The sequence below is a fragment of the Streptomyces sp. NPDC002580 genome, from assembly GCF_042889485.1.
Classification (GTDB): domain Bacteria; phylum Actinomycetota; class Actinomycetes; order Streptomycetales; family Streptomycetaceae; genus Streptomyces.
In genome coordinates this window covers 51,750-73,596 of sequence record NZ_JBIAQZ010000002.1, presented here as the reverse complement: position 1 = coordinate 73,596, position 21,847 = coordinate 51,750, and the positions used below count along the sequence as shown (strand labels likewise).

19 protein-coding genes, 1 tRNA gene and 1 pseudogene are annotated in these 21,847 nt (G+C 72.0%); 7 read left to right on the top strand and 14 right to left on the bottom strand.

The annotated features are described in order from the left end of the window. Positions 1-26: 26 nt before the first annotated feature. From ACFYW7_RS06780 to ACFYW7_RS06750, 7 genes are read right to left on the bottom strand one after another with little or no spacing between them, the layout of a single operon-like run. On the bottom strand, positions 27-1,172 hold the full coding sequence (locus tag ACFYW7_RS06780; protein WP_389500370.1) for an RNA polymerase sigma factor: 1,146 nt from the start codon (positions 1,170-1,172) through the stop codon (positions 27-29). 8 nt (positions 1,173-1,180) lie between these two features. Further along, on the bottom strand, positions 1,181-1,588 hold the full coding sequence (locus ACFYW7_RS06775) for a YciI family protein (protein WP_389498756.1): 408 nt from the start codon (positions 1,586-1,588) through the stop codon (positions 1,181-1,183). A 42-nt stretch (positions 1,589-1,630) separates the two neighbouring features. After that, on the bottom strand, positions 1,631-2,611 hold the full coding sequence (locus tag ACFYW7_RS06770; protein WP_389498754.1) for an STM4011 family radical SAM protein: 981 nt from the start codon (positions 2,609-2,611) through the stop codon (positions 1,631-1,633). Positions 2,612-2,618: 7 nt separating this feature from the next. Further along, positions 2,619-3,974, bottom strand: a complete 1,356-nt coding sequence (locus ACFYW7_RS06765) for an STM4012 family radical SAM protein (protein WP_389498752.1) — start codon at positions 3,972-3,974, stop codon at positions 2,619-2,621. Beyond that, on the bottom strand, positions 3,971-4,777 hold the full coding sequence (locus ACFYW7_RS06760) for an STM4013/SEN3800 family hydrolase (protein ID WP_389500367.1): 807 nt from the start codon (positions 4,775-4,777) through the stop codon (positions 3,971-3,973). The genes ACFYW7_RS06765 and ACFYW7_RS06760 overlap by 4 nt, the downstream gene beginning before the upstream one ends. 55 nt (positions 4,778-4,832) lie before the next feature. Then, positions 4,833-5,987 carry an STM4014 family protein gene (locus ACFYW7_RS06755; protein WP_389500364.1) on the bottom strand — a complete coding sequence of 385 codons (1,155 nt, stop codon included), beginning with the start codon at positions 5,985-5,987 and terminating at the stop codon, positions 4,833-4,835. A gap of 45 nt (positions 5,988-6,032) precedes the next feature. Next, positions 6,033-7,001, bottom strand: a complete 969-nt coding sequence (locus ACFYW7_RS06750; protein WP_389498750.1) for an STM4015 family protein — start codon at positions 6,999-7,001, stop codon at positions 6,033-6,035. 300 nt (positions 7,002-7,301) lie between these two features. Here ACFYW7_RS06750 and ACFYW7_RS06745 point away from each other — a divergent pair, with 300 nt between their 5' ends. Both ACFYW7_RS06745 and ACFYW7_RS06740 read left to right on the top strand, forming a co-directional pair. Beyond that, positions 7,302-7,628, top strand: coding sequence for a hypothetical protein (locus tag ACFYW7_RS06745; protein WP_389498748.1), 327 nt, complete (start codon positions 7,302-7,304; stop codon positions 7,626-7,628). Positions 7,629-7,769: 141 nt separating this feature from the next. Continuing rightward, positions 7,770-8,795 carry a DUF6745 domain-containing protein gene (locus ACFYW7_RS06740; RefSeq protein WP_389498746.1) on the top strand — a complete coding sequence of 342 codons (1,026 nt, stop codon included), beginning with the start codon at positions 7,770-7,772 and terminating at the stop codon, positions 8,793-8,795. A gap of 237 nt (positions 8,796-9,032) precedes the next feature. Here ACFYW7_RS06740 and ACFYW7_RS06735 read toward each other — a convergent pair whose 3' ends face one another. Continuing rightward, entirely contained in the window at positions 9,033-9,833 is an 801-nt protein-coding gene (locus ACFYW7_RS06735; protein ID WP_389498744.1) for a class I SAM-dependent methyltransferase, read from the bottom strand. A gap of 211 nt (positions 9,834-10,044) precedes the next feature. On the opposite strand from ACFYW7_RS06735, the pseudogene ACFYW7_RS06730 reads away from it, so the two are divergent. Next, positions 10,045-10,146 (top strand): annotated as a pseudogene (locus ACFYW7_RS06730) (XRE family transcriptional regulator); the annotation flags it as partial. A 125-nt stretch (positions 10,147-10,271) separates the two neighbouring features. On the opposite strand, the gene ACFYW7_RS06725 reads toward ACFYW7_RS06730, so the two are convergent. The 5 genes from ACFYW7_RS06725 to ACFYW7_RS06705 all read right to left on the bottom strand — a co-directional run bounded on the left by ACFYW7_RS06725 (position 10,272) and on the right by ACFYW7_RS06705 (position 14,955). Next, positions 10,272-10,346: transfer RNA gene (locus tag ACFYW7_RS06725), tRNA-Met, on the bottom strand. 268 nt (positions 10,347-10,614) lie between these two features. Then, on the bottom strand, positions 10,615-11,280 hold the full coding sequence (locus ACFYW7_RS06720) for a nitroreductase (RefSeq protein WP_389498742.1): 666 nt from the start codon (positions 11,278-11,280) through the stop codon (positions 10,615-10,617). A gap of 149 nt (positions 11,281-11,429) precedes the next feature. Further along, the gene (locus ACFYW7_RS06715; RefSeq protein ID WP_389498740.1) at positions 11,430-12,413 is read right to left on the bottom strand and encodes a phosphotransferase family protein; all 984 of its coding nucleotides are present in this window, start codon (positions 12,411-12,413) and stop codon (positions 11,430-11,432) included. An 86-nt stretch (positions 12,414-12,499) separates the two neighbouring features. Then, the gene (locus tag ACFYW7_RS06710; RefSeq protein ID WP_389498738.1) at positions 12,500-13,078 is read right to left on the bottom strand and encodes a TIGR03086 family metal-binding protein; all 579 of its coding nucleotides are present in this window, start codon (positions 13,076-13,078) and stop codon (positions 12,500-12,502) included. A 101-nt stretch (positions 13,079-13,179) separates the two neighbouring features. Continuing rightward, the gene (locus ACFYW7_RS06705; RefSeq protein ID WP_389498736.1) at positions 13,180-14,955 is read right to left on the bottom strand and encodes a serine/threonine-protein kinase; all 1,776 of its coding nucleotides are present in this window, start codon (positions 14,953-14,955) and stop codon (positions 13,180-13,182) included. A 325-nt stretch (positions 14,956-15,280) separates the two neighbouring features. On the opposite strand from ACFYW7_RS06705, the gene ACFYW7_RS06700 reads away from it, so the two are divergent. The 4 genes from ACFYW7_RS06700 to ACFYW7_RS06685 all read left to right on the top strand — a co-directional run bounded on the left by ACFYW7_RS06700 (position 15,281) and on the right by ACFYW7_RS06685 (position 20,706). Further along, positions 15,281-16,585 (top strand): phosphatase PAP2 family protein, encoded by a 1,305-nt coding sequence (locus ACFYW7_RS06700; protein WP_389498734.1) that lies wholly within the window; start codon positions 15,281-15,283, stop codon positions 16,583-16,585. A gap of 713 nt (positions 16,586-17,298) precedes the next feature. Further along, the gene (locus ACFYW7_RS06695; RefSeq protein WP_389498732.1) at positions 17,299-18,849 is read left to right on the top strand and encodes a peptidoglycan-binding protein; all 1,551 of its coding nucleotides are present in this window, start codon (positions 17,299-17,301) and stop codon (positions 18,847-18,849) included. 329 nt (positions 18,850-19,178) lie between these two features. Then, the gene (locus tag ACFYW7_RS06690; protein WP_389498730.1) at positions 19,179-19,727 is read left to right on the top strand and encodes an FABP family protein; all 549 of its coding nucleotides are present in this window, start codon (positions 19,179-19,181) and stop codon (positions 19,725-19,727) included. Positions 19,728-19,881: 154 nt separating this feature from the next. Next, the gene (locus ACFYW7_RS06685) at positions 19,882-20,706 is read left to right on the top strand and encodes an SDR family oxidoreductase (protein WP_389498728.1); all 825 of its coding nucleotides are present in this window, start codon (positions 19,882-19,884) and stop codon (positions 20,704-20,706) included. Between the two features lie 115 nt (positions 20,707-20,821). On the opposite strand, the gene hemC is transcribed toward ACFYW7_RS06685, so the two are convergent. Then, complete coding sequence (gene hemC, locus ACFYW7_RS06680) at positions 20,822-21,757, bottom strand: hydroxymethylbilane synthase (RefSeq protein ID WP_389498726.1); 936 nt, start codon at positions 21,755-21,757, stop codon at positions 20,822-20,824. Positions 21,758-21,847: the final 90 nt, after the last annotated feature.

The following is a 21,847-nucleotide window of genomic DNA, read 5'->3' as shown; positions in this document are numbered from 1 at the left end:
CGGTGCGGCGGGCCCGTGCGATCCCGTCAGTGAGGCCGGTGGTCGTTGAGCCGGGCGGCCTGGCGCATCAGGTGGTCGCGCTCGGCGAGGCTGGGTGCCTGCCGGGCCGCCTCGGCGTACAGCCGAGCCGCAGTCGCCGGGGCGCCGTCCCGTTCGTGGAGGTAGGCGGCGACCGCGGCGTGACGGGGCAGCGAGTCGCTGAGCGCCGCGAGCGCCTTCAGACCGGCGCGCGGTCCGTCGGCCTCGCCCACGGCCACCACGCGGTTGAGACGGACGACCGGGCTGTCGGTCAGCCGCGTGAGCTCGTCGTACCACTCGACGATCTGCACCCAGTCGGTCTCCTCCGCGGTGGGCGCGTCGGCGTGGAGCGCCGCGATCGCGGCCTGGGCCTGGAACTCGCCCAGCCGGTCACGGGAGAGGGCGGCCTGCAGGATCCCGACGCCCTCGGCGATGGACCGGGTGTCCCACCGGCTCCGGTCCTGCTCGGCGAGCGGCACCAGGGCGCCGTCGGGCGCGGTCCGGGCGGTGCGCCGGGCGTGGTGCAGCAGCATGAGGGCGAGCAGGCCGGCCACCTCGGGATGGTCGATCGTGGCGGCGAGCTGCCGGGTGAGCCGGATGGCCTCCTCGGCGAGATCGACGTCACCGGAGTAGCCCTCGTTGAAGACCAGGTAGAGGACGCGCAGCACGGTGGCGACATCGCCGGGCCGGTCGAACCGGACACCCGAGACGGTGCGCTTGGCCCGGCTGATGCGCTGCGCCATGGTCGTCTCGGGCACGAGGTAGGCCCGGGCGATCTGGCGTGTGGTCAGCCCGCCGACGGCGCGCAGGGTGAGCGCGACTGCGGACGACGGCGTCAGCGACGGGTGGGCGCACAGGAAGTAGAGCTGGAGCGTGTCGTCCACCGCGGGCCGGGGCCCGGGCGCGGGCTCCTCGTCCACGAGGTCCTCACGCCGGCGGCGGGCCGTGTCGGCCCGGGTCGCGTCGAGGAACCGGCGCCAGGCCACGGTGACCAGCCAGCCCTTCGGATCGAGCGGAGGGCCGGCCGGCCAGACGCGGACCGCCTCGACCAGGGCGTCCTGTACGGCGTCCTCGGCCGCCGCGAAGTCGGCTCCGCGGCGGACGAGGATTCCGAGCACGCCCGGCGTGAGGCTCCGGAGCAGTGCCTCGTCCATCGGAGAGGTCACTCCGTGATGGTGTGGGGCGCGGTGAGGAACGGGCGCAGTTCGAGCCACTCGTGGATCGGCTTGCCGCCGGCCCCGGGGGCGGCCGACAGTTCCCCGGCCAGTTCGACGGCCCGCTCGTAGCTGTCGACGTCGATCACCATCCAGCCGGCGATGAGGTCCTTGGTCTCGGCGAACGGTCCGTCGGTGACCGGGGGGCGCCCCTCGCCGTCGTACTGGACGAACGTCCCCTCGGGCGCGAGGGCCTGTCCGTCGACGAACTCGCCGGTCCCCTCGAGCCGGGCCGCGAAGTCGTTCATGTACTGGATGTGGGCCGTGATCTCCTCGGGCGTCCACTGATCCATGGGCACGTCGTTGACCGGAGCCGGGGCGCCACGGTAGTGCTTCAGAAGCAGGTACTTGGCCATCGTTCTTCTCCTCGGTGCTGGTGCGACCAATCTTGTCGCGGTTCACAGCTGGGACGGAGCGGGCCACGGGTTCTCGACATCGGCGTCCGAACTTTTTCGGCTCATCGTGCACGGGCCCGGCCGGGTGGTTCCGCGGACAGCGCCGCCCGTGGGGACGACGGGGAGGAGCGCGCGGTCCGGCGTCTCGCGCGGAACGCGTTCCAGGACGCCGCCCGCGAAGACGTCGTACAGCGGGAGCGTCTCCATGTGCACATAGCCGATGTGGCAGTCGCACACGGTCAGGGGGCAGGGGCGCGGCGCGAGCGCGGCCCGGTAGGAACCGTCGTAGAGCCGCCCCAGTTCGGTGCGTACGAAATGACAGCGGCGGACCGTTCCGTCGCCGTCCACCGAGATGACGGACTCGCCGGTACGGCAGGGCAGGCCCGCCGACCGGTGCGGGTGGCGGCTGAACGGGAAGAGCGGGTCGAGCGCGGTCCACTCGGCGGCCTGCTCGTCGGTGTACGTGTGCCCCTCGGCGGCGTTCACCCACAGATACACGTGGTCCGGGAGCTCGGCGCGGAGCCTGTGGGCCGGCTCCAGGTGCTCCGGCAGGCCGACGACGCCGACACTGAAACGGACACCCAGGGCGGCGAGTCGCCGGGTCTTGGCGACGAACCGCTCGTGCGGTGTCTGCCCGGGGTGATATGTGCACCACAGGGCGACCGTGTCGAGGTCCGCCTCACGCAGCCAGTCGGTACGGCAGCTGAGGTTCGTCTGGATGGCGACGCGCCGGACGTGCGGCCGGTGCGACAGTTCCACGAGGGCGCGCCGGTACCAGGAGCGGACCAGACCCTCGCCCCACGGGGTGAAGAGCACCGAGAGCCGGTCCTCGCGCTGTTCGCCCGCCCACGCGGTGAACCGCTCCAGTGCCGCGCGGTCGGCCCGCAGTTGTGCGGTGCTGTCGCGGCGCTTCGCGAACGGGCAGTACGGACAGTCGTAGTCGCAGGAGGCGAGCGGGCCGCGGTACAGGATCGTCAGGTCCACGGGAACCTCACTTCGTCTCGTAGGCGGCCATCGCGTCCCGCACGGCCGGGGAGAAGAACTCGGGGCCGATCGCGTCCGAGTGGGCCAGCCCCTCGGCGGAGAGGCGGAGCCGCTCGCCGCCGCCGTGCGCCAGCCAGCCCCGTGCCGCGAGTACGGCCAGCTCGGCCGGGAAGTCCTCGTGCGGATCGCGTCCGAAGCGCAGACGGTAGTCGGCCACGGGCAGGCCCTCGGCCTGGAGCAGGGACTGGAGGAGATGCCGGCGCCGCGCCTCGTCCTCGTCGACACCGCGGCCGTGCAGCGCGTGCGAGAAGTCCTCGGTGGCGGTGTAGTCGTCGATGATGCCGCGGATCTCCCGCATCGCCACGGCGTAGTCGAAGGAGTAGTGCAGCGTCGAGGTGTACGAACGGGCACCGCAGCCGAGGCCGATCATGCCGTCGGTCTGGCACGCGTAGTCGTCCGGTCCCTGCGGCGGAGCGTCCGCGCGCCGGAACATGCGCATCGACACCTGCTCGTAGCCGTGCGCCAGGAGATGGTCGCGGCCCTCCCGGTACCGGCGCAGGCGCCGCTCGTCCCATTCCCGGTCGGCCGTCAGGGGGTCGGCGTGCCGGCCGAGGCCGGTGAGGGGACGGATGTACAGGGGGTACAGGTAGATCTCCTCGGGACGCCAGGCCAGGGCCGCGTCCAGGGAGTGCCGCCAACTGGCGGCCGTCTGACCGTCGATGCCGTAGATCAGGTCGATGTTCAGGACGGGGACGCCCGCCTCGCGGATCCGCCCGAGCGCCGCCTCGACGTCGGAGCGTCGCTGCGGCCGGACGGCGGCACGGGCCTCCTCCTCGACGAAGCTCTGCACCCCGAGACTGAGCCGGGTGGTGCCCCGCGCGACCAGCACGGCCAGCCGGTCGGCCGTGGCCGTGGCGGGTGACGCCTCGACGGACAGCGGGATCGCGCGGAGATCGGCCCCCATCTCCCGCTCGGCGATGTCGCAGAGCAGATCCAGCTCGGCGGCCTCCAGGAACGTCGGTGTGCCACCGCCGAACGCCGCGTTGGCGAAACGCGGCGGCTCCCCGTCGCCGAGGGCCTCGCGCACCGCGGCGGCCTGGCGCCGCACCGCGTCCAGATACCGTCCCGTCAGGTCTCCGGGCGCGCCGATCCGGGTGAACAGGTTGCAGAAACCGCAGCGGACCTCGCAGAACGGGATGTGCACGTACAGCGAGAGCGCGTTCCGGGACTCGCCCGCCCACAGGTCCTTCAACGCGGGCCGGGGGGAGAGGGGCCGGTAGGCGGTCTTGTGCGGGTAGGCGTACGTGTAGCTCTGGTACGGGCGCGGCGGCCCGGTCGGGGCGGTCGCCATCGTGAGGGTCATGCGGTCGGCTCCAGGAAGAAGTGGCTGTAGGGCACGGTCCACACGGAGTCGTGACCGAGACGGTGGCCGGTGTAGCCGTCGTCCCCATAGGCGGTGCCGTGGTCGGAGCAGACGACGGCGAAGCAGCGGCGCCGTGAGCTCATCGCACGGAACAGCCGCCCGACGTGACGGTCGATGTACTCCAGGGCCGCCGCGTGGGTGGCCCGGCTGTCGCCCGTCTCGCGGGTGGCACCGGGCAGGTGGAACCAGTTCGGCTGGTGCAGCGCGGAGGCGTTCAGGAACAGGAACAGGCGCTGGTCCGCGGGGAGTTCGGCCACGGTCCGCTCGGCACGTGTCACCTGGGCCTCGAACGAGGTCGGCGAGGCCACCGAGAACTCCGGCTCCCAGTGGCTCTCCTGGAAGAGGCCGGGCAGTACGCCGCCCAGGGCGCCCTGCTTGTTGAAGAAGCCGACGCCGCCGATGCACACCGTGCGGTAGCCCTCGGCGGCGAGCGCGGACACGAGGTCCGGGGTGTCGAAGACGAACGTGCCGTCCGCCGTCGTCTCGCTGCCCGCGAAACGGGCCGCGAACAACCGCGGATGCGGTCCCGGCGCCGCGGGAGTGGGCAGGAACCCCGCGAACATCGCCTGGTGGGAGGCGTAGGTGAAGCTGCCCGGCGCGTGCCGTCGCTCCCAGGTCCCGCCCGGCAGACGCGCGGTCAGGTTCGGCAGGCGGCCGGCTGCCGCGAGTTCGACGGCCACATCGTGGCGCAGGGTGTCGAGAGTGAGCAGGAGCAGGTCGTCCCGGCCCACGACCTCGTTCATGTCGGGGGTCGCCGCTCCGGAGGCGGAGGGCGTCGCGTGCGACGCGCGGTCGGGTTCAGGCTGGTGCATGTGCTGTCCTCGGCAGGGGGTCGGGCGATGGCGCGGTCCGTACGGGGAACCGGTCGGGGGAGAGGGACCGGAACGCCGCCACCTGTGCCCCGTACGTGTCCAGGCCCTCCGCGCCGCTGCCCGGCAGGCCGGTCAGGCGAGGGAGGAGATCGCCGAAGGCGTTGACCTCCCCGACCGCGAACCGGCGCCAGCCCATGGCGGGCAGCACGTCGACGCCCACGCACAGGGTGCCGGGGAAGCACGCGGCGGCCCGCTCGGCGACGGCCAGGGCCTCCGCCCACCGGTCACCGGCCAGCGTGCGCACGGCCGCGAGGTCACCGCGTGTCCCGCCGAGATGCAGATTGGTCAGGGGCGAGCGGCTGGTGCGGACCACGACGTGGGTGGCCCGGCCGGCCACGACCACGACCCGCAGGTCCGCCGACCGGTCGTCGAGCGAGGCCTTCGGCAGCCAGCGCTCGATGTGCAGCCCGTCCGGGGCGAGGGTGTCCACGATCGCGGCGATCTCCGCCTCGTCCGTGTAGCGGCGGATCCGCAGGGAGTTGTGGAGACGGCCGTCCGCCGTGCGCTCCACCGAGGTGGTGGCGCGGATCCGGCCGGAGGCGGTCGTCTCGACGGCCAGCACACCCGACGCGGACGAGCCGTGCGCGAGCTTGACGAAGACCCGCCGCATGCCGGTCTCCCGCATGCGGTCGCGCACCCCGCTCCAGCCCTCCACCGCCGGGCGGGAACCGGAGGTGGGGGACCGCGGAACCGGCACCCCGGCGGCGTCGAGGCGGGCGTGGCACAGCCGCTTGTCGAAGAGCACGGCCAGGTCCGCCGGGTCGTCGAGCCGTCTGCCCCCGCGCAGTGACCCCACACAGTCCAGGAAACCCGCGTACCAGCGTGCGGAACCCTCCACCCGGGTGGGCTCCCCGGCACCCCGCAGCAGCCGGTCCACCTCAGCGTTCTCGCCGGGGGAGTCCAGCCGGACCACCTCGTCGTCGGCGAAGTCGTGGCCGCCGTCCCCCAGCACGTCCCGCCACTCGACGACCCGCGGTGTGCCGCAGCCCGCCTTCTCGGCCGCGGCGCGGAACAGGCCGGCCCGGCGGTTCTCCCCGTTGGCAACGACAGCCCACCTCACCGGCGCACCCCCCGGCCCCATCTCGTCCACCCCGACTCCTCGTCCCCCGCTCCGTACTTCCGGCTGCTACTCGCCCACCGCCACGAAGCGCCAGACCGTCCCGTCCTCCTCCTCGTCGGACTCCGCGTCGTCCTGGTCGGCGTCGACCAGGACACCGGCGGGCTCCAGCGTCTCCAGCAGGCGCGTCCGCAGGGCCGTGCTGAGGTAGTTGTGGTGCAGGTCGAGCTTCTTGAGGTGCGTCAGCGGCTGGCCCGACAGCAGGGCCGTCACGCCGTCGTCGGTGAGCACGCCCATGGAGACGTCGAGGACTTCAAGGCGCGCCACGACCGGGGCCGAGGCCAGCGCGGCGCAGATGTCGTCCTGGATCTCGCTGTTGCGCAGGCCCAGACGGATCAGACCGGGCAGACGGGTACCCGCGAAGAACGGCTCCAGGTCGGCGACACCGGCGTCCCCACCGTACTCGGAGGTGCCGAGCCACAGGTCGAGCTTCTCCAGCGCGGGCAGATCGCTGCCGGCGACGCCGCGCACCGCTTCGACGGGCATGCCGCCGGTCTCGACGGTCAGGCTGCGCAGCCGCTCGTGCCGGACGGCGGGGAAGACGAGCTGGTTGCCGCCCCGGACCCCGAACTCCTCCAGAGCGGGGAAGGCGTTCAGCAGCGGGGACACGTCACCCTGGACGATCCACGAGATCTCGCACTCCTCCATCACGATGTCGCCGAAGAACAGTCCGCGCAGCGCGGGCAGCCGCTCACGCGCGGCCACCAGGGCCTCGATCACCGCGCCGGGAGCCGAGTCGTACGCCTCGCTCCACGCGCCGACGATCAGGGCCCGCACCCGCTCGGTGTCCACGGCGGCCAGGAAGCGCGCGAAGGCGTCCTCCCACTCCTCCTCGCTGTCGTAGGCGTCCACGCCGACGCGCCAGGCAACCGATTCGGGTTCGGGAAGGGACGTCGCCCTGGGCGACTTGTCGTCGGCGTCCGGGAAGGTGAAGGCCGGCAGGCCGTGGAACTCCTTGAGATGGCTGTTGACGGTCATGCGCGCCCGCTCCTTCGTCCTGGTTCCGGTGCATCGACGTTCGTGGTGGTGCGTCCGGAGCGCGACCGCACCCGGGTACACGAGTTCTACCAAGCCCCACCGACATCGGGGCGAACTGGGGTGCCGCCTGTGGACGGCACGACGCGGAAGAGCGGCCGGACGACCGCTCCGAGTGGTCCCGGCCGGGGCATGACGCCACGTCACCGTGGGTACGGCGACCCGGCTCGGCGGCCGATTGTCAGTGGTCGCCCCTACGGTCGTTCTCATGGCACACGGCGTGCCGTGTCGGGAGGGAGCCCCATGTTCCGCCAAGGAGACGTGCTGATCGTGCCGATGGACGAGAAGGCGGTACCGGACCACGCCCTCCGGGCGTCGTCCGAGCCGCGTGACGGCCGCGGACGGCTGGTGCTCGCCCTCGGTGAAGTCACCGGGCACGCCCACGCGGTGGTCGGTCCGGGTCGGCTGATCCGGGAGGCCGGGGTGTTCGGCCCGATGCTGCTGCACGTTCCTGACGGCGCGCGTGTCGTCCATGAGGAACACGGGGCGATCTCGCTCCGCAAGGGCTGGTACCGGGTGGTCCGCCAGCGGGAGTACGTGCCGGGCTCGGTCCGGATCGTCGCGGACTGACGCGACCGCGGGTGGTTCCCGCCCCGCTTCGGGAGGGGTGAGCGGGGGCGGGGCGCGGGGACGGCACTCTCGGAGGCAGGACCGGTGGCGGCGCGGTGCCGAGTCGCCGGCCACAGAAGACGACAGGGGAGGAACGGCGTGATGGATCAGGGCAGTTGGCGTGCCATCGCCACGCGGACGGGCGCGGGCGACCGGGCGGCGGCCGAGGAGGGCGTCCGGCTCGCCTACCGGCGGGCCGGACTCGAGGAGCCCGCGCGTATCGTCTGGGCGCGCTCTCCCCACGAGGCCGTACGCATCCTCAGGGGGACCGCGCCCGCGGACGGCGCGGCACTCGGGGAGACCGGTGCGAGTGTCCGTGGCGCCGTCGTCGGCGGACCATGGGCGGCGGAACGCGAACGCGCGCACGCGCGTCTGGGACCGGATGGATGGAGCGGGCACTGGCGGGCCACGGGAGCGGCCTTGTGGGAGTCAGCCCGCGCGCTGGCCGACCGGGTGCGGTCGGGGATCGTCGAGGACCTCGCCACCGACCGCCACGAGGAGAGCCGGGTCCGACTGCTGCTCCTGGACGCGACCCTGGGCCAGCTCGACGCGGCCTGGCTGTGCGCTTTCGAACCCGACGACGCGAGCCCACTGGCCGGGGTCGCCGCGGTCGCGCGCGAGGCGGGCTGGTGGTGGCCGTACGAGAAGGTGGCGGTCATCAGTGAACGGCCCCTGAGCCTGCATCGCGACGAGGCCGGACGGCTGGACCGGGGGGACGGCCCGGCGATCGCCTACGCGGACGGCTTTGAGCTCCACGCATGGCGCGGGATGCCGGTGCCGGGCACCTTCCTCGACGAACTCACCGCGCTGACACCCGAGCGGATCCGCGGCGAGGAGAACGCCGAACTGCGGCGCGTGATGCTCGAGTTCTACGGCTACGACCGCTATCTGGAGGAGTCGGGCGCGGTCCCCGTCCACCGCGACGAGACAGGCGTGCTGTGGCGGGTCGAACTGGTCGGCGACGAGGACGTGGTGATGGTCGAGGTCGTCAACTCCACACCGGAGCCCGACGGTACGAGCCGGACGTACTGGCTGCGCGTCCCGCCCACGACCCGTACCGCCCGTGAAGGGGTGGCATGGACGTTCGGCCTCGGCGCCGAGACGTACGAGCCGTCACAGCAGACCTGAGGACGACGCGGGACCTCCGGCGACCCCACCGACGACGGGCGCTCTCGGGAGCCCACGGGCCGGGGGGGGCGGGGCCGAGGGAGGCACGCGGGTGTCACGCCGCCCGCCCGTGGAACCGGTGACCCCGTGGAACCGGTGACCCCGCGGCCCACGGTGTCGAAGGCCGCACAGCGCGGAAGCCGCCCATCGTCGGCCATCCGGTGGCCCGCTGTCCGGCCGGGCCGACCGGACAGCGGCTCAGAGGCGCTGTCCCCAGGCCATCGCCATCCCGGGGCCGAGTTCCGCGAGCCCGGGAGAGGCCAGGTAGGCGACCGCCTCGTCGATGCCGGCCGCGTCCACCAGCCCGGTCTCCTTCAGCGCGGGCCGCATCCGGTTCCAGGTCTCGGACCAGAAGCGAGCGAGGGGGCCGCCCGCGACCAGCGGCGGACAGTGGAGCTCCGCGCCCACGTTCTGGAGGCCCTCCTCCCGCAGGAAGTGCGGATACGCGGGCACGCCGGACGTGTCGGTGCCGATCGTCGACCTCAGCGCCTGCCACATGGCGTCCATGGTCCGCCGGTAGGCCGACGAGGTGTCCAGGGGGTCCGGCATGTCCACGGCGTCACCGAGCACCAGCCAGCCGCCCGGGTTCAGCCATCCCGCGAGGCGGGAGACCAGCCGACGGCGTTCGGGCAGGTGCATCAGGACGAACCTGGCGTGAATCAGGTCGAAGCCGCCCAGGTCCAGGCTCTCGTCCGTGAGATCGGCGGTGACCACCCGGACCCGCGGACCCGCGAGGGCGCCCAGGGCGCCGGTGTCCCGGTCCAGGGCGACCACCTCCGCGGCGCCGGACTCCTCCACCAGCCAGCGGACCACGGTCCCGGTCCCGGCACCCACCTCCAGGCATCGGCCGCCGGCCCCTGAGCCCAGGGCGCGCAGCCGGCCCGTGGTGACGGGGTCGTACACCAGCGCCGCGGCGTCGATGCGTTCGGCCTCCTCGGGGTGTTCCGGCTCGAACAGGTCCTCGCCGTAGTGGCCCCCGGACGCCGAAGGGCCGGTCATGACCCGGTCTCCGACGTCCGGCCTCCAGTACCTCTCCTGCCGGTCCGTGCCATGAGAGCTCCCTCAGCGGTGATCACCGGATGCAGCCAGCGTGACAGCATTCGGGCCCGCCCGCAGACCGGTGCCACGGCCCGTCACGAGGTGACGGGCCCCGTCCGGGTGACCTCGTCGACCGCGGCGCGTGCGGGGTTCCTGGGACCCCGGACGAGGACTGCCCTACGCCGTCGGTGCCGACGGCGGCCCGTGCGAGATCCTGGGCATCTTCGACCGTGACGCCCGCCGGGGGCACCGAACCGATCAGGACGCCTCGGGGAAGCAACCCACCACGATCGCGGGTTCGCGCCGACGGCGGAACGCGCGGGCGCGTGAGTTCGGGAAAAGGTCCGCCGAACGGACTCCGGCCCCCCGCGACATGAGTCGCGGGGGGCCGGATGTTCGTAGCGGGGGCGGGATTTGAACCACGCGACCTCTGGGTTATGAGCCCAGCGAGCTACCGAGCTGCTCCACCCCGCGTCGGTAGCACCACTCTACGTCAACTCGGCCACCGGGGCGGCGAATTACCGGACGGGGCCGGGGCCAGGACCTGATCATGTGACCTCTGCCCGTCGGACGTCCCGGGCACGAGGGCGTTTCATCGCTTCCCGTCCCGGGCGGAGCAGCGAGAACACGGCGAGGCCGTGGGTTTCCCCGGCCGGTGCCGCAGCGCCCGGACCTGGCCGGCGACGAGCGGAGCGAGACGGGCCGACGACGCGTCCCGTGGTGCGCACCACCGGTCGGCGCGTCACCCGCCGACGAGGGTCACCGTTTCCTCCAGGCCGGCCCGCCCGGTACGCAGTCGTGGCACGCCCGTCTTCTCGAACCCCACCGCGACACCGCAGAACAGGACGAGCCCGTCATCGGCTCCGACGATCTCGCCGACCGTCCTGCGATACGTCGTCCACATGACCTGGGGACAACTGTGCAGCCCTTCCGCCCGCAGCAGCAGCATGACCGTCTGCAGGTACATGCCCGCGTCCCCCCACTGTCCGGGGCCCATCGTCCGGTCCAGGTAGCAGAACAGGACCACCGGCGCCCCGAACGCCTCCGAGTTCAGGACGCCGATCCTCGTGGGTCTGTCCGGGGCGTCGCGCTCGATCCCCAGCGCTTCGTACCGCTGGGTCGCCGCCGCGGCGAAGCGGTCCCCGTACGGCGAGGCCAGTCCGGCCGGATACATCGGATACTCCCGCTCGTCACCCGGGTCTCCCGCCCGCGCCCGCCCCGTCGCGCGCCTCTTCAGCTCGGCCAAGGGCTCACCGGCGACGACATACACATGCCACGGCTGAAGGTTCCCGCTCGACGGCGCCCGCGCCGCCGCGGCCAGTACGCGATCGAGCACCTCTCTGGCCACCGGCGCGTCGCTGAACGCCCGCACGGCGCGGCGACTGTCCACGGCTTCGTACACATCCACGTCCCTCGTCCTCTCACTCAACGGCAGGCGGAGAAGTCACGAGGACGACTGTCGCACCGGGCGAGCGGACGGGCGGAGGCGTGGTGGCGGCGAACCGGTCCCACGACCCGGCTGTCCCGGCTGCGGACCCGGTCCCGGCCCGTCCGGCGTCAGGCATAGCGGTCCAAGAGGGCTTGGAGGTATCCCTCCAGACGGCCGGCCAGCAGGTCCGGCGTCAGATCGGTACGGCCCGTCTCGCGCCAGGTGGCGGCGGCCTTCTCGGCGTCGGGAACGAAGGCCAGCGTGTCCAGCAGTCGCCAGTAGAGATGGGCCGAGCGCTCCTCGGCCGGCCTCCCTCCCGCCGCGACGTACTGGTCGGCGAAACGCATGCCCGCCGGGACTCCGTGCAGGAGCGCGAGGGAGGTCGAGCAGTGGGCCACGTCCAGGTCGGCCGGCCCCCATGAGGTCTCCACCCAGTCGACCACGCCACCGATCCGCGCGTCGCCGCCGTGCCCAGTGAACAGGACGTTGCCGGGATGGAAGTCACGATGGAGGAAACAGGGCCGGTACTCCGGGGGTTCACGGCGGATCACGTCCACGGCCCGTCGCCACAGCTCGGGCCGAGAGGTCGCGACGAGCGGGCGAACCTGGTCCGCGGAAGTCCACGCCTCATAGTCACGGGGGCGAGCCTCGACGGTCACGCTCAGCCGGTGGATGCGCAGCAACTCGCGGGCCATCGACTCGGCACGCTGAGCGGCGCCTTCGTCGTCCAGCAGTACGGTCCCGGGCAGCAAGGACATCAGCAGGGAAGGGTGATCGCAGTACCGGGCGGTCGCGTCCACGGCCACCAGTGCGGGCGCGGGGACGTCCGTGCCGTCGAGCAGGCGCAGCGTGGCCGCCTCACGGGTCAGGAGGCCCTCCGCGTGCGGAACGACGAAGGGTTCGACGAACGACCTTAGGACGAGAGGGCGTTGACCGGCCGGCCCGTCGATGTCCAGACGTCGCATCTCCGAGGTCCAGCCACCCCGCAACCGGGTGACCGCCGTGACGCGTTCCGCCTCGGACAGCTCCCGCTCCACCCAGGCCCGCGTCGCGCCCCGGCCCCGGTCCGCGAGTCGGGCGGTTCCGGGTCCGGATTCTCCGCTCGTCACCATGGTGGCAGGCTGCCCGGTTCGCCGACAGCTCTACCGCGCCGTACCGCCGGCACCCACCGCGTCTCGCCGAGCCGACCGCCGAACGGTCACCCGCGCGGGGACGCTTCCGGATCCCGTCCCAGGAACGCCACGAGCCGGTCCACCGCGGACGCGTCCTGACCCGTGGGCACGATCTCGCCGAAGGGCATGTTCTCGCCCCGGTACTGCGGTGGGAGGGTGGCCTCGGCGCGGATCAGGGTTTCCGTCGCCTCCTGGTCGGTGAAGGGGATCGGCTGGGCGGTGGCGCGCGCCAGGTCCCAGCCATGGGTCAGGTATTCCATGACGGTCATGTTGAACACGCTCTCGGCCGGCAGCCTGTTGTCGCCGGTGACGGCGACCTCACGGTCGAAGCCGTACTTCTCCCACCCGGCGACGAGGCTCGCCGCCGCGGCACGGAACTCGGCGGCCGGGTCGGGACCGCACCGGTGGGCAGTGGCGTCGCCGTCGTGGGTCCTGCCGTGACAGCCGGCCTCGAACAGCAGGAGCCAACCGACGATGTGGTTGATCAGGGTCTCGACGTCGTAGTCGTCGCACGGGGTCGGGAGGCCGAGCTGGTCGACGCCGACGCCCTCGATGAGGTCGCCGGTCTTGGACAGGACACCGGTGAGGAGCTCGACTCTTTCCATGACCGGAGTCTAGGAGCGGCCGGGGACCGTGACAGTGAGGAAACACGGACCACGGCCGCCTTCGCCGCGGTCCGTTCCCGCCGGCCCGCGGCCCGCGAGCGTCACTTCCTCGTGAACGTCGTCGGTGCGCCGAGTCCCTGGGAACCGGGGCCGAGCCGGAGGGTCCCGTCGATCATGCTGACCTCGTAGGTGTTGCCGGGGACGCAGATCAGGTCGCTGGCCGGGTCCGTGGTGCGCGGTGACTTCGCGGCGAACCTGATGGTGCCCGCGTCGATCGAGCGCAGCTCCAGTGACTCCGTGCAGCCGTCGTTCGCGCCGGTGTCCTGATCGTGGACGTCGCTCACCTGCTTCCCGACCAGCCGGCCGACGCGGCCGGCGCGGAGGGTGAGGGTGACTTCGTAGCGGTCGGTGTGCAGCGCCATGCTGTAGTTGCCGTTCGGATTGCCGGGGCCGGTACCGACCCAGGTGCCCACCCAGGAGGCGGGCAGCGCGTCCGGGGGCGTGCTCGGGGTGCGGGACGGTGTGCTGGTCGAGCCGGTACCGCCGTCGCTCGAACCGGTGTCGCCCGAGCCGGAGTCCAGCAGGTTGTGCACCAGCAGTCCGGCGACGACCAGGGCGGCCAGGGCACCGGCCGTGACACCCGGAACACCGGCCCGCCCGGTCCGCGGCGCCTTCTCCCGTGGGATGACCGGGTCCACCGTGGCCGGGCCGGTCTCGTGGTCCCGCGGCTCGGGTTCCGGCAACGGACCGGGTCCGGGCGCCGGGGCAGGTGTGGGGGCCGGGGCCGGGGTGGGTATCGGGCTCGGAGCGGGGACTTGTGCGTTCGGGCGGGCCGGAAGGTCGCGCGCCGTCCGCGTCATGGCGTACGGGGACGGCGCCGCCGAACCCGCGGACATGCTCACGCGCGGATCGGACGGGGCCGTCGCGGCGGCTGTGGCACCGCCGTTCGGTGAACGCTCGGCTGCCCGGCCCCCCAGCGCGGCGCGGGTGTCGGTCTCACGCCCGGCCAGTTCCGCGGCGAGGCCGGACGGCTGTCGTCGTGCCCAGTTCCCGGACGCTCGGTCCGGTTCCGGCAGCAGCGCGGCCGCCTCCCGGGCCGTCGGACGGTCCTCGGGCCGCTTGGCCAGACAGGCGCGCAGCAGCGGCAGCAGGGCTTCGGGCACTCCGTCCAGGTCGGGCTCCTCGTGGACCACGCGGTAGAGCAGAGCCGGTGTGGACGGTCGCTCGCCGAGCCGGTCGAACGGACCGCGCCCGGTGGCCGCGTACACGAGGACCGCGCCGAGCGCGAAGACGTCGCCCGCTTCCGCCGAGACGCCCGCGGTGGCCTGTTCGGGCGCCATGTAGCCCGGTGAGCCGACGACCCCGCCGGTCCGGGTGTAACGGGAGTCCTCCGCGGCGCGAGCGATGCCGAAGTCGATCAGGTGCGGCCGGGTGCCCGCCAGCAGCACGTTGGACGGCTTGACGTCCCGGTGCGCCAGACCCGCCTGGGCCACCGCGTGCAGCGCCTCGCACAACTCGGCGGCCAGCGCGGTCAGGCTCGGTGCCGGCAACGGCCCGTGCCCCCGCACCCATTCGGCCAGCGACGGCGCCGCCACGTACTCGGTGGCCAGCCACTGCGGGTGGGAACCGGCCGGAGAGAAGTCGACCACGGTCACGGTCCAGGGGGAGCGCACCCGGTCGGCATGCCGGATCTCCCGGGCGAAGCGCTCCCCGAAGGCGGGGTCGAGCCCGAATTCCGGCCGTACCGTCTTCAACGCGAGCGGCCGGCCGGCCGGGGTCCGGGCCAGATACACCTGGCCCATCCCGCCGGCCCCCAGCCTCGCGAGCAGCGGATATCCCCCGACCGATACGGGATCGGCCTCGCCCAGACTCTCCATGCCCGAAGAGTACGATGCCGGGCTCCAGTGATCCGGACGAGGGAGGGGACGTCTTCTCGGCAGCGCTCGGGCTCCACGAGGTCCGGTGAACAGCCTGCCGACCGGAGCGCGGAACCTTGGCGCGGGATGGGCGGCCCGGCACTATTCGCTACCGGAGATACCCCCTTGCACCGCTCCGATAGCATGATCGGACTCACAGTGATCACCTGATCACCCGTCCTTCGGTGCGGAAATTCGCTATGCGGTACAAGGGTGGGCGATCGGGCCAGAATCTAACAAATCGGCCAGACAATTGATATCTACACTATGGCGAACAAGTAGCACCATGATGTCCGCTCTGCGGCGCGGGCCCCGGGTGTTGCTGTGGGTCGTGGCAGGTGCGGCGACCCTCGGATTCCTCGTCGCGCTCGAAGTAGTCTCGCGCGGCTACGGCGTGCCGGGAGTGATCACCGACCAGTCGCGCGAGGTGGTGTTCGCCCCCGATTCGGGGCCCCTGCTGTACGCCGGTCTGGCGTTGACGATGGTGGTGCTGACCTGGCGGCAACGGTTCGTCGCGGTCGGGGTCGCGATCGGCATCGATCTCGTCTTCTTCCTGGTCCGCTGGGTTGCCGACGCCAGGATGAACTTCGGCAACGGCGCGCTGTGGGTGATTCTGGGCTGTGCCGTCATCGCCGTGACGCGCCGAACCGGCCGGGAACGCGCCCTGCTGCTGAAGGGTGTCGGGCTCGGTCTGCTGCTGGTGACCGGCCACAAGGCGGGCGACACCTGGCTCCTCATCACCTCCAGGACCCGCCCCGCGGTGCTCGACCAGTACGTGGCGACCGCCGATCACGCGCTCGGCAACCCGTCGTGGCTGGCCGGCCGCCTCGTCGAGGCCACCGGTCCGGTCGGCACCCATGTCCTCGGCGCCGTCTACGGACAGCTTCCGCTGGCGGCTGCCGTCTTCGGGCTGTACCAGCTGCGCAACGTCGCGGCCGAGCGCCGCTTCCCCGGCCATCACCTGGTGCGTACGTTCCTGGTCATCGGGCTGCTCGGGCCGGTCGTCTACATGATCTTCCCGGTGGTCGGTCCTGTCTTCGCCTACGGCGCCGACGGCGGGCACTGGGCGACGGCCGACCTGTGGCCGAACATCCCGCCGCCGGTCGACACCCCGCAGCCGATGCCGTTCGACCAGGTCACCCCGCGCAACTGCATGCCCAGCCTGCACACGGCCTGGGCCACCACCCTCTTCATCCATTCCCGCAAAGGTCCGCGGTTCCTGCGCTTCGCGGGCGCCTTCTGGCTGGTGGCCACGCTCGTCGCGACGCTGGGATTCGGTTACCACTACGGAGTGGACCTCGTCGCCGGGGTGGTGTTCGCGCTCATGGTCGAAGGGGCGATGCGCGCGTTCGACCGGGGCTGGGACCGATCGGCGGTCCGGCTCGTCACCCACGCCGTGACGGTTCTGGTCGCCCTTCTGGTGTCCTATCGCTATCTGCCGACGGAAATGGCCGGACATCCGTGGGTGTGGGGACCCCTCCTCCTTCTGGCCATGCTCTCGGTGATCCACGCCTATGTACGGACCGTCCGCCGTTGGGACGTGAAGGCCGCACCGGCGGCGCAGCCGGAACCGCAACTCATGCGGGCCTGACCGAGGTCCGCCCTTCGCCCCGCCCCCGCCCCCGCTTCTGTGCCTCGGCGCCGGCGGGCGAGCCCTGCCGCGATTCCGCCCGTCCCCGTCGCCCAGTGCCGGCGAGGCGCGACGGAGGCTTCTCGAACCGCGCGGCCCCCGGCGGTGTGCCTGCCGCCGCCGGCTTCGACCGGGCGGTCTCCGTACTCCGCTTGACCTAGGCGAATTGAGGCTGGAAAGGGCTCAATGAGCAAGCGGGTCAAAAAAGGGTGAACCCTTCAAAGGCTCGCTCCCGGCAACTTTTATCGGACACGGGTGGCGACGGAATTCGGCCAGTTGTGGGGCCCGGGATTGTGCGGGTGGGTGCGAACTGTCACCGTCGTCGCGGAATAGCAGCTCGATCAAGCCATTCGGACGCCTCGACCACCTGGCCGTGCGTGGCCATTACTTATTCGCAAATGCGGTGACGCGGCCCAAAAGCCGATTCTCCGTCACCTGACGCTTTTGGGTCCGAGGCAGGCGAACGCGTCGCATGCGACTCCTTCCACGGACGAAGAATTCCGGCCCTGTGCGGCTCGGGCCGGCGATCCCGGTCCGTCCGGTCACCCGCAGACAGTTGAAGGAGATGCTTCGCAGTCATGGGAAACAGCGTATTTCACGTTCCCGCCGACAAAGCCCGTTCTGAGAGTCGGCGCCACTCGGGCACGGGTCCGGGATGGAGATCCCGGATCGGGGTGTTCGCCGCCACCGCGGCGATGCTCTCGGCGGGCACCCTGCTCGGTGCCAGTCCCGCGACGGCGGCGCCGGCGGCGATCAGGCTGACCTCCTCGTCCTGCCCCGCCGAGATCCTGCAGGGCCAGGTGAGCGGTTGTGTCACGGAGCTGCAGAACCTGCTCAACGCCCATGGTGCCGGTCTGGTGGTGGACGGCGAGTTCGGGGCGAAGACGCTCTACGCGGTGCGCGAGTACCAGGCGGCCACCGCGATCGCCGTGGACGGGCGGGTGGGACCCCGGACGAAGAGCAAGCTGTATGCGACCGGGGGCTCGGCTCCCGCGCCGATCAACCTCAACTCCTCCTCGTGCCCCGCGAACGTCGTTCAAGGGGACAAGGGCGGCTGCGTCACCGAACTGCAGCGGCTGCTCCGGCACCACGGCTACGCCGTCGACGTGGACGGGGACTTCGGGTCGGCGACGAACAGCGCGGTCCGCGGCTTCCAGTCCGCACACGGACTGTCGGTCGACGGTCAGGTCGGCACGAACACCAAGAGGGAGCTGTACGACACCGACGAGTCGCCGTCGACGGGTCTGGACCTGCGGTCGGCGTCCTGCCCGTCGGTGATCGTGGAGGGGCAGGGCGGCGGCTGCGTCGCGACGCTGCAGGCACTGCTGAACGGCAAGGGCCAACACCTCGACGTCGATGGCGAGTTCGGCCCCCTGACCCTGTCGGCCGTGAGGTCGTTCCAGTCCGCGAACGGCCTGTCGGTCGACGGTGAGGTGGGCCCGAACACCAAGGCCGCCCTGTACAAGAACATCGGTGGTGGCGGCGGCAGCGGCGCTCCGGCGCCGATCAACCTGAACTCCGCGTCGTGCCCCGGCGAGATCGTGAGGGGCCAGCGCAGCGGCTGCGTCACCGAGTTGCAGAGCCTGCTCAACCACCACGGCGCCGATCTCGCCGTCGACGGCGACTTCGGACCGGCGACGGACAGTGCCGTCCGGGACTTCCAGGCCGAGAAGGGCCTCTCGGTCGACGGCCAGGTGGGCCCGAACACCAAGGCCGCCCTGTACGGCGCGGTCACCCCGCCGCCTTCGACCCCGCCCGGCGGCGGGTACAGCAAGATCCTCGACGTGGCCGCGGCCGAGGCCGGTACGGTCGAGGGCAGTGCCCGGGCGAACAGCTACGGGGCGTCCGTCGGACTTTCGCTGTCCACCAACAACTACGCCTGGTGCGCGACGTTCGTGAGCTGGGTGGCCAAGCAGACGGGGGCCAGTTCCTACCGCAACAGCTATGTCTCGGGCTGGGTCAAGCAGGCACGGGCCGGCAACTACCACCTGTCGGTGACCTCGAACCCGCAGCCGGGCGACATCGTGGCCTTCGACTGGAACGGCGGCAGCGACTTCACCGGAGGGCACGAGCACATAGGCATCGTGAGAACGGTGAGCGGCGGCTCCAGCTTCACCACCGTCGAGGGCAACACCAGCAACCCCAACGGTGGGAAGGACGGCGTCTACGTCAAGACCCGCGGCAAGAACAGCGGTTACGACGTGGTCTTCATCCGCGTCCGCTGACCGGGGTACCCGCCTGAGGGCCTACGGCCCGCCGCCTCCCACGTGGTCGGTGTCCGGGCCCGTGGCGCGGGGCCGCCGCCGGGACAGGTGACGTGTCCCTCGTGGTGGCGCGGGCCGCGCGCGGCCGTGATCCATCCATGCCTGACGACCGGATGGATCACGGCCACGGAACCTCACCGCTTCCCCGGCCCCCCGAACACACCCGTCACGAGGAACGCCCTTCACCTTGCGGCGCACCGCTTCCGACGCCGCGCGCTGGTCCACCGCGGATCTCGGGACAACCCATAGGCTGCCTCGCGGTACCGGCCCCCACCGCAGGAGCGCACCTCATGACCGACCCCGTTCGGAAGCCCCCGTACCCCGATGCGTCGAGCCCGGACCAGGCACCCGCGCCGCACCCGCTGCTCGCCCCGCTCCTCGGTTTCCTCGGCACCTGGGCCGGCCGCGGCAGGGGAACGTACCCGACGCTCGCCGAGGAGTTCTCCTACGCGCAGGAGGTCACCTTCAGCCACGACGGGCGGCCCTTCCTCCACCTCGAGACGCGGGCCTGGCTGCTGGACGCGGACGGCGCCCCGTTGCGGCCGTCCGCCCGGGAGAGCGGCTGGTGGCGGCTTCAGAACGACGGGAACGTGGAGGCGCTGATCACCCAGCCCACCGGAATCGCCGAGATCCTGGTCGGGCGGGCGGTGGACGGCGCGGTCGACCTCACCGCGCGGCAGGTGGCGCTCACCCCGACCGCCAAGCAGGTCGACGCCACCCGCCGTCGCTACACCCTCGCGGACGAGGACACCCTGGACTTCGTCCATGACCTCGCGGCGGTCGGCCAGCCCCTGCAGCACCACCTCGCGGCCCGCCTTCGACGGGTGAACGGAGGCTGAGACACGGGGCCGAGACGCCTCGCCCCCGCGGTGCGGTTCCTGAGTTGCCTTCGAGTGCACTTCAGGGTGTTGGCTGGAGGGCGGAACTCCGGAACGTCATGCCTGGGCGGGTGACGGGCCGCACGTGGACGACGAGTCGTACGAGGAGCACGCCATGTCACAGAAGATCTGGTTCATCACCGGTGCCTCACGTGGTTTCGGCCGGGAATGGGCCGTCGCGGCGCTGGAACGCGGTGACTCGGTCGCCGCGACGGCGCGCGACCTGTCCACATTGGGCGATCTTCGCGAGACCTATGGGGAACGACTGCTGCCGCTGCGACTCGACGTCACGGACCGCGACGCCGACTTCGACGCGGTGCGGCAGGCGCACGAGAGGTTCGGCCGGCTCGACGTGATCGTCAACAACGCCGGCTACGGCCACTTCGGGATGGTCGAGGAACTCACCGAGGACGAGGCCCGTGCCCAGTTGGAGACCAACCTGTTCGGGGCGCTGTGGGTCACCCAGGCGGCACTGCCCTTCCTGCGGGAGCAGGGCGGCGGCCACATTCTGCAGGTCTCCTCCATCGGTGGGATCAGCGCGTTCCCGCTGGTCGGCATCTATCACGCGTCGAAGTGGGCGCTGGAAGGGATGAGCCAGGCGCTGGCCCAGGAAGTGGCGCCCTTCGGCATCAAGGTGACGCTGATCGAGCCCGGTGGGTTCGCCACCGACTGGGCCGGTTCCTCGTCGAGCACGTCCGAACCGTTGCCGGCCTACGCCGACTTCCACAAGGAGGTGCAGGAGCAGCGGCGCAAGCGCGTCGGCACCCCGGGCGACCCGAAGGCGTCCGCGGCGGCCGTGATGGAGATCGTGGACGCCGACGAGCCGCCGCTGCGCTGCTTCTTCGGAGTGGCTCCGCTGGGCATCGCCAAGGCCGACTACGAGCAGCGTCTGGCGCTGTGGGAGAAGTGGCAGCCGGTGGCGGAGCTGGCCCAGGGCTGAGCCGGGGCGGGACGACTCCCGTCGCGGGAGGGGCGGGGTCGATCGGCGGTGGTCCGGCGGCCCCCTCGCGCCACGGGGACGTACGGCTGAACGACGGGTGTCGCGGGGCCCGTGGTCAGTGCGCGATGGAGTCGATCAGCTCGCGCGCGCCCTGACGCAGCAGGGCGACGGCGACCGCGGTGCCGAGGGTGGCGGGGTCGAGGGGCCCCGCCCACTCGTGGGCGTTGATGACGGTCTTGCCGTCGGGGGTGAACACGCACGCGCGCAGGGACAGGTCACCGTTGCGGGTGGCCTTCGCGTACCCGGCGATGGGGGAGTTGCAGTGCCCCTGCAGGACGTGCAGGAACATGCGCTCGGCGGTGGCCTCCCGGTGGGTGTCGGGGTGGCCGAGGGCACTGACGGTGTCGATGACACCGGCGTCGCCCTCGCGGCACTGGAGGGCGAGGATGCCCGCGCCGATCGGCGGCATCATCACCTCCGTCGGAAGGATCTCGCTGATCACGTCCGGGCGCTCGATGCGGTGAAGGCCGGACAGGGCCAGGAGGAGGGCGTCGGCCTCGCCCGCGGCGAGTTTGTCGAGACGGCGGTTGGCGTTGCCGCGCATCGGGACGCACCGCAGCTGGGGGTGCGAGGCGGCGAGTTGGGCGACCCGTCGCACGGAGGAGGTGCCGATACGGGTACCCGCGGGGAGTTCGTCGAGGGTGAGCCCGCCCGCGTGCACGAGGGCGTCGCGGATGTCGTCGCGTTCGAGGAACGCCGCGAAGACCGTTCCGGCCGGGAGCGGTCGGTCGGCGGGGACGTCCTTGACGCAGTGCACGGCCAGATCCGCCTCGCCCGCGAGCAGGGCGGCGTCGACCTCCTTGGTGAAGGCGCCCTTGCCCTCCACCTGGGAGAGATCGCCCATCCACTTGTCGCCGGTCGTCTTGACGGGGACGACCTCGGTGCGGATACCGGGGTGGAGGGCGGCCAGTTCGGCGCGTACCCGCTCCACCTGGGCCAGGGCCATCGGCGAGTCGCGGGAGACGATGCGGATCAGTTCAGGGGCGGACATGACGACCACGATAGGGCCTCGGTCACGGCCGCCGACGGGTATCCAGGGTGCCCATGTCGGTTGCACGGCAAGCAGGTTGGGGTTGTCGTG